10 protein-coding genes are annotated in these 12,956 nt (G+C 48.9%); 2 read left to right on the forward strand and 8 right to left on the reverse strand.

The window, feature by feature from the left end; genetic code table 11:
- Nucleotides 1–733 precede the first annotated feature (733 nt).
- The 7 genes from SYN6312_RS15970 to SYN6312_RS16005 all read right to left on the reverse strand — a co-directional run bounded on the left by SYN6312_RS15970 (nucleotide 734) and on the right by SYN6312_RS16005 (nucleotide 8,866).
- On the reverse strand, nucleotides 734–2,767 hold the full coding sequence (locus tag SYN6312_RS15970; RefSeq protein WP_015123648.1) for a hypothetical protein: 2,034 nt from the start codon (nucleotides 2,765–2,767) through the stop codon (nucleotides 734–736).
- Between the two features lie 491 nt (nucleotides 2,768–3,258).
- Nucleotides 3,259–3,489: an AlpA family transcriptional regulator gene (locus SYN6312_RS15980; RefSeq protein WP_015125928.1), complete on the reverse strand. Its 231-nt coding sequence runs from the start codon at nucleotides 3,487–3,489 to the stop codon at nucleotides 3,259–3,261.
- 89 nt (nucleotides 3,490–3,578) lie between these two features.
- A complete protein-coding gene (locus tag SYN6312_RS15985) occupies nucleotides 3,579–4,094 on the reverse strand; it encodes a hypothetical protein (protein WP_015125929.1) in 516 nt (171 codons plus the stop codon).
- The gene (locus SYN6312_RS15990) at nucleotides 4,094–5,308 is read right to left on the reverse strand and encodes an integrase arm-type DNA-binding domain-containing protein (protein ID WP_253276376.1); all 1,215 of its coding nucleotides are present in this window, start codon (nucleotides 5,306–5,308) and stop codon (nucleotides 4,094–4,096) included. The genes SYN6312_RS15985 and SYN6312_RS15990 overlap by 1 nt, the downstream gene beginning before the upstream one ends.
- Nucleotides 5,309–5,421: 113 nt before the next feature.
- On the reverse strand, nucleotides 5,422–6,261 hold the full coding sequence (locus SYN6312_RS15995) for a sulfurtransferase (RefSeq protein WP_015125931.1): 840 nt from the start codon (nucleotides 6,259–6,261) through the stop codon (nucleotides 5,422–5,424).
- A gap of 213 nt (nucleotides 6,262–6,474) precedes the next feature.
- The gene (locus SYN6312_RS16000; protein WP_015125932.1) at nucleotides 6,475–7,704 is read right to left on the reverse strand and encodes an O-antigen ligase; all 1,230 of its coding nucleotides are present in this window, start codon (nucleotides 7,702–7,704) and stop codon (nucleotides 6,475–6,477) included.
- A 409-nt stretch (nucleotides 7,705–8,113) separates the two neighbouring features.
- Nucleotides 8,114–8,866: a response regulator transcription factor gene (locus SYN6312_RS16005; RefSeq protein WP_015125933.1), complete on the reverse strand. Its 753-nt coding sequence runs from the start codon at nucleotides 8,864–8,866 to the stop codon at nucleotides 8,114–8,116.
- Between the two features lie 285 nt (nucleotides 8,867–9,151).
- Between SYN6312_RS16005 and SYN6312_RS16010 the strand changes: the two genes are divergently transcribed.
- Nucleotides 9,152–10,567, forward strand: a complete 1,416-nt coding sequence (locus SYN6312_RS16010; RefSeq protein WP_015125934.1) for a DUF4335 domain-containing protein — start codon at nucleotides 9,152–9,154, stop codon at nucleotides 10,565–10,567.
- A gap of 3 nt (nucleotides 10,568–10,570) precedes the next feature.
- On the opposite strand, the gene SYN6312_RS16015 is transcribed toward SYN6312_RS16010, so the two are convergent.
- On the reverse strand, nucleotides 10,571–11,302 hold the full coding sequence (locus tag SYN6312_RS16015) for a DUF928 domain-containing protein (protein WP_015125935.1): 732 nt from the start codon (nucleotides 11,300–11,302) through the stop codon (nucleotides 10,571–10,573).
- Nucleotides 11,303–11,553: 251 nt separating this feature from the next.
- Between SYN6312_RS16015 and SYN6312_RS16020 the strand changes: the two genes are divergently transcribed.
- Nucleotides 11,554–12,954 (forward strand): folate/biopterin family MFS transporter, encoded by a 1,401-nt coding sequence (locus SYN6312_RS16020; RefSeq protein WP_015125936.1) that lies wholly within the window; start codon nucleotides 11,554–11,556, stop codon nucleotides 12,952–12,954.
- The last annotated feature ends 2 nt before the right edge of the window (nucleotides 12,955–12,956 follow it).

Consider the following 12,956-nt stretch of genomic DNA (forward strand, 5'->3'; position numbering starts at 1 on the left):
TCACCTGCTTTCGCATAGGCGGAAAGAGCATGGAACCATACGGTCTCAAGCAGGTGTCTTCAACAACACTGGTTTCAGCCGGTGCATCCTCAGTCCGCACCCAATGAAGTAGAGGTGTTTCATGGGGTTTGCAATAGTAATAGTCAGGAAGCCAGCGTCTTTTTGATGTTATCCACACCTCCACTCTCTGTCCCTCGGTGTAACTGGCTCTTGGCCGAAAGAGCCTCTTTGAGCCTGGCATCTGAGACATTGCCACTTCCTCGGAAGTCTCCCACCTACAGATTGCAGAAGGATTGACATCAAACAAAATACCATTGTGGTTCTCTACGGTAATGGAGCCTTTGCTCACATCTACAACCCGATAAGCTACCCCTAACTTTCCGTAAACCATAGAACCAACAAGATGAAGATTTTCCATAAAGACCTCCAGAACAACCTTTAGAATTGGCGGAACAGATAGAAGGGAAAAATATCGTCACAATCGTCACAACCGTCACAGAATGCCTAAAAGCCTTGTCTGGAGGCACTTGTAGCTGTGACGATATTTGTGACGATACTCATAATCCGTGACGATACTTGAGCAGTTTGTGACGATGACGTGACGATACTCTTTGAAATATCGTCACAGCCACAATCCTTACCAAGCAGGGATTCTCCCAACAGAGATAGAAGATGTGACGATTGTGACGATACTTTCATCAAACTTTCTGGTTAGGGATGCTGAAAGAGGGTGCTAGAACTCGTTGAGGCGCACCTTGATTTCAATCAAACGAGTCCCAGTTCCAGCTCCCCGTTCGGCAGAAATCAAAATGCCAACAGCAGCCAAGTCAGGCTTGAGGCGATTCAGTTGGCGGGATAGAGAGTTTGTCGCCTTGGGCCAGACCCGTGACCTGACAACTGAATCCTCAACGTAGTTTTCCAACTGCCTCAAAAGTTCAGTGGCCGTTCCCTTGAAGTTGCCCTGATCCGCAACCATCAGCGAAATTGCCTCTGCCAGGGGCGAAGCCTCTAAGACTACTTGCCGAGAGAGTTCACGGTTTTTCTCAAACACTTCCAAGAAACCCTCATCTTTAGCAGGGTTAATCCCTAGTGCCTGTTCTGCTGCCATGGCCAGCTTGCCGTAATCAGCCAGTCGGGGTAAGTCCTTATCAGGCAACGTTTCCCGAATCGCTAAGGATTGAGAGGGAAGGGTAAGCAATGCGCCTAGAATTGCAGGCTGCATGGCTTCTAGCTTGGCTTTAAGCTGCTGCTTGGTCAGTCGCTTGGACTTGTCAATCTCTGGCAACTGCACCATCAAGAGACGGTCTGCAAGGTCATCACGGGTGACCACATGATCAATAGCGGTAATGATTTGGGGCCTGGAAAACTCGAAGTTAGTTTCGCCGTCCGTCTCGAATAAGGTACGGGTTACGTGTCCAAAGCCTGTCGCAACCCGGCAGACGATGTCCGACTCTGCTTCAGAGATAAAGGAGACGTTATCGTAGCCCATGAGCCACCGCCGAGACCCTGTGATCCCAACCTTATGAGCATCCCCAGAAATATGAATCAGGGAAGCTTTGGAAGGGTCAATGGTGCTTTTCAGAAACTCTGCCAGGGTTGTTTTCCCACTACCCCGACACGCTACCAACAGCAACACTGGATAGTCGCCAAATGGGGTCAAACAGTAAATCCAGAAGGTAACGATCATGAGCCAAGTCCTTTTAGCCTCGGGAGTCTGAGCATCTAAGCCCATTAGGGTTTTGAAGTCATTGAGGTCGCCACCTTCGACAGGAATGGGTAATGGCAGCATGGAGGATGGCCGCCAAAAACGCACAGGAGGACGATCCACAATGCGCCAGCCTTGAGCATCAATCTCCACGGCTTGCCATTTATCATTGCCCAAGTCCAAATAGATTTTGCCTTCATGCTCGGCAACTCGGAGCCAGACTTTAATCTCAGGCCCTTCATGGTTCGCCAAGGCTTCCAACGTGGTGCGGGCAGCGGTAAAGCCGTCAGAGTTGAGGCATTTACCACTCATTTCGTATATCCGCCGAGCGACCCATCGCTTAAATTCAGGCGAGCGCAAAGGGTAGGTGTGACGGCAATCCTCCACAATCACATCGACATAGGCTACCTTTACAGAGTCATGGAACAAGTAGCACTCCTTCTTGCACAGGTTTACCACCAACTCAGCGACAGATGACTCCTTCTTCTGTTGCCCGGCCTGGGATTGGTACTTTTTCAGTGCGCTCAAGTCTGTCCCAGTTGGCTTGAGCACCTTGTCATAAAAACCGTTGTTCCGAAGATCAGCAACGCTAAAGTGCTTCAACAGTTCAGAGAGAATTGCTTCCTTGACGATGCCAGCAATTTTCGTTGCTTCGGTATCAATATGACCCCGCTCTTTCAGCCAGTCCACATGATTAGGGAGCAAGGTAGCCAGCCATTCAAACACCCCCATTGCATTCTCAGAAACAAGAGCAGCTAGGGCTTCTGCCGTGGCAAGAGGATTCTGATCCAACCACTCATCAAATCCGACTTTTTCTTTACTGGTAGAAGGAAAGCCACCAATCCTCACCTTGAGTAAAATACCTGTACGAACCAGAGCAGCAGCAACAGAGGGCTTTTCAATACCGTCAGAGTCGGTTAGGTACTCTTGGAATTTACCTGCGAGTGGGTGCTTAAAACCCGTTTTTTGGCCGGCCTCAATATCTGCCTTCGTTCCTAGCCAAACACCAAATGTTGAGACAACCCGAATCCCCCGAAGTGCTGCCTTTGCCGCACCAATCACGTCCTCAGTGCCTAGAATGACAGGCTGCTCAGTGTCAGGGTCTAAAACTGTTGTGGGGTCATAGACCAGACCCTTTGCCTTATCACGTAAAGGCAGAATGTACTTACCAGTGTGAGTGAGAGGTGGAAGGTCTTTAGATGCCCGATGTTCATTGATCTTGGTTAGGTGTGCCTGCTCAGATTCTTTAGAGTCATACCAGTTCCGGGCAATTCCGAGCGTTCCCCCTTTAGAAAAGGGGAAAAAAGAACTCCATCGGGACTGGCAGCCACTTTACCAAAGCCGTAAGCCTTGCTTGTAGCTTCATCATAGGACAGGTGACGGATTCCGAGTAACTCGCAGTCTTCAGAGGTTAGACCCCGATGAGCGAGATAGGATTTGTGTTTGGTAGTAGTCATTACCTTTTTCTCCATATAGGTATTACTTGGAGTCAAAGGCGGTTAAACTTAGGTTGAGTTAGGTTTTGCCGCCTTCGACAAAGACTTTTGAAACCCCTACAGATTGCCGTCCGTGGGGGTTTCGCACGTTTTAGGGCCGCCGCCCGTAGGATTTTCGATGAGTTGCCGAATATCTTGAACCCGCCAAACCGTAGTTTTTGAGCCAAGTTTTACGCCACGGGGAAATCTACCCGAGCGGACACCAGCCCACCAGGTACTTTTACTCACTGGGATAAATTTCAGGACATCATCAATTCGTAAGAAGCCGTCTTTGGGTAGTTCAGACATAAGCCTGTTGCTCCACTACACAACAGGCTCAGCTTGAAATGTTTTAATCGCTCAAAACCGCAATGCGGAAAATAAAACCGCAATGCGGTTTAGTCAAGTTCTCTCATTTCATTCAGATATTTCCTGGCAGTGTTATCAGAAATACCCGCTAAGGACATAAACTTGGCTGTTGCTTCCTTTTTTGAAATGTCTACATGCTGTGATTCCAGCAATCTTTTGACTATCTCTAATAATGTCCTACGCTCGTTGGGGTGCAACTTTTTCTCAAGACCACTTACCACTCGACTTTCTTTGAATAAGAATGGTGGGTATTGATCTTTACTTTTTGCCCACTTCCTTAAGTCTTCTCGACTAACTGGGATTGGCTCCATCTCAGAACAACTGCGACTGAATTTTGGGTTAATTCCGACTCGCAGTTTATTACCAGCGATTTTGTCGCCCCGATACCCACCTACTTCTTGTTCGATGACTCCCATCAATGCTTCAACATTGCTTGGAATGTTGTTTGTATCTACTCGATTTGGGTCAAGCTCACACCATAGGCAGGCAGCGTTAAAAATAGTAAAGTCTTTTACTAAGTCCCAAATAAAAAAGTCAATAGCCATCAGACTTCCTTTAACTTGTCTAAATAATCTGCCCAGGCCTGCATCATCTCCCGCCGCTCAGGTAAAAATGTGGTTCTGTTATAAGCCCGTCCCAAAGGGTCACGAATACAATGGGTTAATTGGAGTTCGATAATGCCGGGGGGGTAATGTAACACCTCCTCTAAAATCGTTCGGCCTGTTGTACGAAATCCATGCCAGGTATGTTCTTCTCCTGAGATTCCTAATGCTTTTAACGCTTCACTAAGCGAGCCATGAGACATTGGGCGTTCCTTATCCCGTCTGTTAGGAAATAAATAAGTACCATGCCCGGTTACTAGGTGCAATTCTTGGAGAATCGTAATAGCTTGATTGCACAAAGGAACGATGTGATCAACGTTCCGTTGAGTCGAAAGATAACGCCATTCTTTTGCCTCAAAATTAATCTCCTCCCACATTGCACTTCGTAACTCACCCGGTCGAACAAAGAACAGAGGAGCCAACTTAAAGGCAGAGCAGATAACAAACGTGCCCCAATACCCATCAATCAACCTAACCAACCACCCAACATCATCTAGCTTGGTAATAGCGGGGAAATGATTTGCTTGCTGTTTTGGTGGCAATGCTCCTCTTAGGTCTTCTCCCGGATTGCGACTAGCTCGACCTGTAGCCAAGGCATACCCAAACACCCGCCTACAATTTCCCAATTCTCGATGGGCGGTTTCTACTACACCACGAGCCACAACTCTTTGTAAAACAGCTAGTAATTCAGGAGCCTCGATCTCACCAATGGGACGATGCCCAATAAACGGAAAAATATCAACTTCAAGATTGTGCAGAACATCTTTGGCATGAGATACTGTCCAGCCTGAGGACATGGTTTCCCACCACTCGCGAGCGACCGTCTCAAACGTATTTGCAGCATTAAAGGCTGTTAAACGTTTCTGGGATTGCCGCTCGTTAGAAGGGTCTTTTTCATCAGCTAAAAGCCTCTTTACCTCATCTAGGCGTTTGCGAGCCTCTTTCAATGAAACCTTGGGATATGCCCCTAAACTGATTCGTTTCTCTTTACCCTGAAAACGATACTTAAACCGCCATCCCTTAGAGCATGGGGGGCGAATCTCTAAGTACAGGCCCTCACCATCCCATAGCCTTATTGTTTTCTCGGTTGTCTTAATTGCCTTGATTTGAATATCCGTGAGCTTCATACGGGTGGCACAAATTTTAAGGCATCTCATTTGTATCCCCTATTGTGCCCCCACTTGCCCCTAGATGTCTATAGACTAAACAAGACCCAGTTAGACATTCAAGTAAGCTAGAAGCCTTATTCTGAAAGAAGTCTGAGGCAGTCTTAGACTGTCTCAGACTTGAATGACATAGAACACCAATCACTCCAACTGCCCGCATACAGTTTTGCCCCCGGCCGGCCCGCTAGCTCTAGTCCCAAGAGATTGACACAGGCTGTAACCCCAGAGCCACAATAGACCACCAGGCCGGCGGAATCGTCTAACTGCTGCCAATGGGCTTGGAGTTCCGGTACAGATTTCACAAAACCTTGGGGATCAGTAATCTCTGTCCAAGGATAGTTCACGGCTCCTGGAATATGCCCAGCAATGGGATCAATGGGTTCAATTTCTCCTCGGTAACGGGCCGGTTCGCGGGAGTCAATTAAGACGCGGTTCGGATCTGGCTGATAGTCTTTGACAAACTGATAATCAACCACCCAATCGAAGCGGGGCCTGGGCTGGAAATACCCTGTTTGTGGGACAGGAATTTCTTGAGAAATGGGCAGTTGGGCCTGGCAGTAGGCTTGATATCCCCCATCCAACACCGCAACCTGATCATGCCCTAACCAGCGCAGTAACCACCACAAACGGGCCGCAAAGCAGGAGCGAGAATCATCATAGGCCACGACCCAGGTATCGGCATTAATTCCACATTTAGTTAAGGTTTCCCCAAGCGTTATTGGATCAGGAAGGGGATGGCGGCCTCCATGGGTTTCCACCGGCCCAGATAAGTCCCGATTGAGATGTAAATAGTAAGCTCCTGGAATATGGCCCTGTTGATAGTGGCTCTCCCCCAGGCCTGGATCACTTAAGGAAAAGCGACAATCAATCACCACCAGGCCGGGCTGACCCAAGCGCAATCTTAACCATTGCACCGAGACAACTGCTGTCGGTTCTAACGTCATATCGTATTACCTATTTAGATTGCATAGGAGTGAGTTGAAAAGCCTCTTGCTGTTAATATATCTGAGGTGTTCATGAGCTAAAATAGTCGCCGTAATGGCATGACCTTGGATGGATTATCTATCATTAAAAGCTCTTTCAAGTTTCAAGTCATAGTTAAAAACTATAGCGTTACTGATATCAGAATAAATAGAAGTAAATTAGAATATAAATTGTTATATCTTAATGGGCTGATAGGGAGCCGAACTCTTTTGCCCAATCACTGTTAGAGCAGCCAGTAATAACCACCCCAAAGCGTTATTAGCCGCTTGAAAATAGGTCACATCCAGCAATCCGTAGGCAACCGTTCCCAAAAAGCCCAAGCCATAGCCTAATTGCCAGCCGCTTTGAGAACTGTGGGGATTAAAAAATTGAAGCCAAACTCCATTCCCCCAGGCCAGCCAGAAAACGATTCCACTCAGTAAAATCATGGCAGGTAAGCCCGCTTCCACCCCTAGGGTTAGCCAATAGTTATGCAAGTGGGCCAGTTCCGGATAATTCGGAATCATCGTCATTGTGGGATAAAGCTCTTTAAAGTTGCCTAGCCCCCAGCCAAACCAAGGTTTTTCGACAATGAGCCGCCAGCCCAGGGGCCACAAGCTAAAGCGAGGATCACTCGTAAGATCTGGGCGACCACTGACCCCCGCCACACTGAATAAGCCCACCAGGAGCAACCCCAAACTAGCCATTAAAATTGGCCATACTAGCCTCCGTTGCCAGGCAATCCCAAACAAGGCTAATTGCAAAATAATGGCCCCCCACCCTGTTCGAGAGGCTGTGGCTAAAATCGTTAAGGCATTCATGACAGCCATTCCATAGATTAAGCCTGAGGGAAGAACAACATTTCGCCAAGGAGTTGGGTAATGTATCGGCTTTTCTCGAGCTTGCCAACATAACCCTAAGCCTAAACCAAAGATCATCACTAGGTAACTCGCTAAGAAATTTGGATCACCAAACCAAACGACAACCCGGTCTGGGACGATATTGATATAGTCATTAATCACTGGCCACTGATCATAATTTGGCCAACCATATTCACGATAGAGAGCTTTAATGAACCATTCTCCTAAGGCAAACAGATTTAAGGGCAAGGCTCCTACAACAAGATCAGCGGCCAAGATTGGTAATAAAGCCCTTTTTTGATTGAAAATAACTTCTAGACCTAAGAAAAAGACAAAAAAGGGGATAAAGTGAACCAGTTGTAAACAGGCCTCACCTCGGTTTACCGCCCCCCAAGAACTGATGATCAATAAAAGCGTTAATCCTAAAAACAAGCGGGCTTTGAGCGTATGCCCAATCCCAGGCCAGCCCCTCTGCCAACCTTGGCCTGCACTAATCAGAAATCCTAGTAAACTCAGTACAGTTAAATTGGGCAATAAGAGGCAGCTAAGGCGCAGAATTGGCAAGTTTTATCTCCTCTAGGTCAAATAGTCTGGCTGGTGTCGTGGCCAGTAATGGGCAACAGAGAAACCCCTAGCCTTTGATCATAGGGCCTCATTTCTCCAAAATGATTCAAGGTTATACACATTACCTACACTGTTCTGAAATCATTGAAATCCTCTAGGCATTGCCAATAAATTACGTTCCGACTTGCCTCTATTCAGTCCTCAATGAGTGATCCAATACGTTAACCGATGGAGTGAGCCGGAAAGGTATCCTCTCGCCCTGCAAATTTAGGTAAAACAAGGCTCAAATCAGAAAATTATAGTTACAAGATTTCTAAGGGTTTGAGGGCAACAAAGCAGACCAGTCAAGCGATGTTAATTCAATAATCATCACAGATTCAGAATAGCGAACAGCCCATGGAACAAAGATTTAGACAGGTACATTGGCTTTGATACTGATCCCAGAAATTTCATCACCTGTGTTGGGTAATTCCAAGCAGTAGCCGGCCCCGTAAACCGTTTTGATGTACTTCGGATGTCGGGGATCTGGTTCCAGTTTTGTCCGTAGGTGGCGAATATGGACGCGAATCGTTTCAATATCATCATCGGGATCGTAACCCCAAACTTCCGTGAGAATATCGCTGGGGGAAACCGTTTGTCCATGTCGCTGTAATAGGCAGTGGAGGAGTTCAAACTCTAAGCGGGTCAGTTTAATATTTTTGGTGAGCCAGATGACTTCAAACCGCTCTGGAATTAGGGTCAATGGCCCATAGCTAAGAATTTCTTTGTGTTTGGCGGCATGGGGAATTCGATCCGTGCGCCGCAGCAAGGCCCTCACCCGAGCCAACATTTCTTCGATTTCAAAGGGCTTGGTTAAATAATCATCAGCCCCAGAATTAAAGCCTTCCACCTTATCTTGGGTTTGACTGAGGGCGGTTAACATCAAGACGGGAATGATGGCTGTGCGTTCATCGCGGCGGAGGCGTTGACAGACCGTAAAACCATCGACCCGCGGCAACATCAAATCCAGCATGATTAAATCTGGTAGCAGTTGTAGGGCGAGGGCTTGACCTTGAATCCCATCAGCGGCCTGGGTGACATCGTAGCCAGCAAGCTCTAGGTTGAGACAGACAAGCTCGGCAATGGCTGGATCGTCATCAATGACCAAAATCCGGGGCTTCATAAAACGTTACTGAACCTTAACAACTACCATATAAATCTTGATGAACTGTACGGATTATAAACATAAAAATTTATTTACATCAATGTATTTTCCAGATTGCCCTGCACCACGATGTCCATCCTAAAAATTTTTGTTTTGACAATTACTAACTAACTACACCTCCCTATGCTCTTTGGGCCAATACCGTTTGCAGTTTCGCATCTAGGACGATCGGGATAAGCTGGGTCAGCACTGGTCAGAGAAGGCTAGACCGATATAGTGGGATAGTGCCTAGGTTTAATGTCTATGCTCCAAGAAGCCTATTATCGTCAACCCACCTGTCAACTTTGGCTCACGGGTGAGAGTCATCCTCTCTTGGCCTGGGCAACTCGCCAAGCTTGGGAAAATTTACAATTTACGCTCCGCTTGTCCCCAGCCGAAGATACCCGTCATCTCGCGGAAAGCCCCGTTATTGAAATCCATGGCCAGCGATCAGAATTAGAGGCCCTTTATCGTTGTGTCAATAATTACATCCAGGCCCTATTAGCAAAACGGCGACAGGCCTTCACAGAGCAAGCCCAACCCATGCGACTCTTCGCCCCGGCCAGTTTGGATCAGGAGATCAGTACCCTAGTTTCGGACGTTTTTGCCCCAGCAGGAGGGGATTTATCCGGCTCTCCAGCCATTTTCCTCACCCAGGTCTCTCCTTTGTCCCATCATCTGCATCTAGGGCCTTTAAGATTAACTTGTTCAGAAGCCCAAGAAAACTTTGATCCCTCGGTTTTACCCTTGAGCCTCTCCCAGTTATTTGATCTCGGTAATCTTTTAGGGGAATGCTGGCCGCTGTTACAGCCTCAACCAGGCCTGGGGGCGCGGGTCTATGGAGCTTGGCAAAAAACACCCGTGTGGGTACAAAGTACGGCGGTGGCGGCGGTCGTTTTAGGGGTGACAACAGCCTTGATCCCTTGGCTCCAACCGGAAAACCAGTTTCTCTCCCAGGAAATGGCTCCTACGGAAATTCCGACCCAACTGAATTTACCCTTACCCACCCTCCTTCCCAAGGCCCCGGCCGATTTAGGGGAAGTTCCACCTCCTGCCAACTCACCCCAGGCCTCTGTCAACTTGCGCCCGATACCTTTACCCCCCATTCCCCCCCCAGTGCGTACAGCTAGTCCCGTTGAGGAAGCACCCAGCCCGTTCTTACCCCGCCCCGCCCCACCCCAGGCCAATGCTCCCCACGCCCGGATCACCATTCCTGCCCCAACTACTCCAGCCAAACCAGAGGAGAATAGTCGTCTTGAAACTGGCCTGGACAGTAACGTCATTACCTCTCCCAGTGCTGGAGCCGCTGCCCTCAGGCCCTTGCCCCCCAATGCCCAAAGTCCAGTCCGCTCACCGGCCGCCGTTGCCCGTTCCCTTAACTTGGATGTGGCCAGTGGTCAGTCTGTTGCCGCGGTGCGGAGTTACTTTAGTCAACGCTGGCAGCCTCCTGCAGAACTAAGTCAAACCTTGGAATACACCCTCATTCTTAACCCCGATGGCAGTCTTCAGCGGGCCTTACCCCTCAACCGGGCCGCAGAAGTTTATATTGACCGCACCCCTATTCCCTTGGCCAATGAACCCTTTGTTGCGGCGACCAATGCTCCGGCCCCAGTCCAATTACGGTTGGTGTTAGAGCCAATGGCCCGCGGCGGCGGTGTGCAAGTCTTTAGTGCCAACTAGGGATTATTTAGTTGTGGCGGTTGTCGCACTGGTCAGGAGATAACGACCTAAAGCGGGTAACTGTACCGTCTCAGCCGTCAGGAGCTTGGCCCACTCTTGGCGAACTTGGGTACTACTGGGTTGCTTGGCTAAAACCGTCAGGGCATCGTACCAGAGGCCAGCCTTAGCAAAGATCTGAAACCGATTCAGACCTTGGGCATTGGTCAGTGCTGTCTGCACATTGGGGGCTAAATCCACCCGCCGCACCCAACCTTCCACATAAACAATTTGGGAGGGATCGGGATTGGCTGGATCACAAATGAGACTTAACACCCAGCGATAATCTTGGTTGGGAGCTAGAGTCTGATTGGCCCAGGTAAACCGATCCAAAGGAGGGCGACCTTCTAAAAGAAAGGTGGTGCGATCTACGAGGGTTTGTTCAGTCTCTGTGGCTTTGTAGAGCATCATTTCGCCAACTTGATAGTTGTTCTTTGGTAAATACCAAAACACTGTTGGATTAGCCGCCGTGGTTAGGCCAATGTTGGAGCGGGGCATGAGGGCTGTCAGACCTGGCTCTTTTTGGGCTAGATCAAATTTACACGTCCCCCGAGTCGCCGCCCCTTCCCGATTACCCGGCCGGCCGAGGTTACTGGGAGGAACAAAATCAGCCCAGGCCAGGCCAGCGTTGAGCATTAAACCCAGTCCCAAAACACCAGCCATGATCGGTGTGACATTAGCGAGAGATTGCAGTTGCATGGGGAGTATCCTCCAGGTTATTGAATCCCATATCTTCAGCTTAAGGAGGTCAAGCTCAGAAAACTGTGATAGCTTCCCCCCGTCTTTGTTGATATCCATCACTGCCCTGGAGTTCCCAACCACCGGCTGCGGGATGATCATTGCACCTTGTAAGCCCCGTTCAACGATGGCCTGGCTGATATGCTCTATCTAAACTCATAGTTCCAAATTCGATGAGTATCATGGACATTAGCACTACTTAATATTTAGTAATGATTGTTGACCCACCTGCAGAAACCCTTGTCATTCCAGTACCGCCCACCACAACGGGATTCAAGGGCTGGCTGAAGCGTACCGTGTTTTTGGGGCAAGAACCCACCCCGGAACTGCTGGCAATCCTGTTGGTGTACTTTGTCCAGGGTATTTTAGGCTTGGCCCGACTAGCTGTGAGCTTCTTTTTCAAAGATGAGTTAGGTCTGACCCCAGCCGAAGTGGCCGCCCTCATGGGAATTGTCGCCTTGCCTTGGGTCTTGAAGCCTTTATTTGGCTTGCTTTCCGATAGTTTACCCCTCTTTGGCTATCGGCGGCGTTCCTACTTAATTTTGTCTGGGTTCTTGGGCTGCGGGGCCTGGGTCTATCTTGCTTTGGGTGTAACGGCTCCTTGGCAAGCCACCTTGGCCATTGCCCTGAGTTCTTTAGCAATTGCTGTCAGTGATGTGATTGTGGACTCTTTAGTTGTGGAGCGGGCCAGGGGAGAATCTGCTAGTACGGCGGGAACCTTGCAATCCCTCTGCTGGGGGGCAACAGCGGTAGGTGGTATTATCACAGCTTACTTTAGTGGACAGCTTTTGGCCCACTTCAGTACAGATACAATTTTTTTAATTACGGCGACGTTTCCGCTGCTTGTCTCAGGGGTAGCTGGCTTGATTCATGAAACCCCTCTCAGGGAACGCCCTAAACTCTCAGCCACCTGGACGCATATTCTGGATGTTGCCCAGGCCCTGAAGCAAAAGCAAATTTGGTTGCCCGTGGGTTTCTTATTTCTCTGGCAAGCCACTCCCAGTTCCGACTCAGCCTTTTTCTTCTTTACGACTAATGAACTTGGGTTTGATCCCGAATTTCTCGGGCGAGTCCGCTTAGTCACCAGTTTGGCGGCCCTGTTGGGGGTGTGGATCTTTCAACGATTTTTACGGGGACTACCCGTTCGGACAATTTTCCTCTGGAGTACGGTTCTTTCGGCTGCTTTGGGGATGACGACGCTGCTGTTGGTTACCCATGCTAATCGGGGCCTGGGCATTGATGATCACTGGTTTAGTTTGGGAGATAGCTTAATTCTGACAGTGATGGGGCAAATTGCCTTTATGCCTGTATTGGTTTTGGCCGCCCGCCTCTGTCCACCAGGGATTGAAGCGACCCTTTTTGCCTTGTTAATGGCGATCTCCAACTTGGCGAATTTGGTCTCTCACGAAACCGGCGCACTCCTAACCCACTGGCTAGGGATTTCTGACCAAGAGTTTGGGCGGCTGTGGATATTAGTGGTGGTCGCCAATCTCAGTACCCTCTTGCCTTTGCCCCTGCTAAATTGGCTCCCAGACCAGGCCCCAACTTTTCCGACCCCAGTTTCCGCTGATATTGCTGAAGGGTCTGAATTGGAATCCATCACGAGCGGTTAAAT

The sequence above is a fragment of the Synechococcus sp. PCC 6312 genome (assembly GCF_000316685.1).
Taxonomy (GTDB): Bacteria; Cyanobacteriota; Cyanobacteriia; order Thermosynechococcales; family Thermosynechococcaceae; genus Pseudocalidococcus.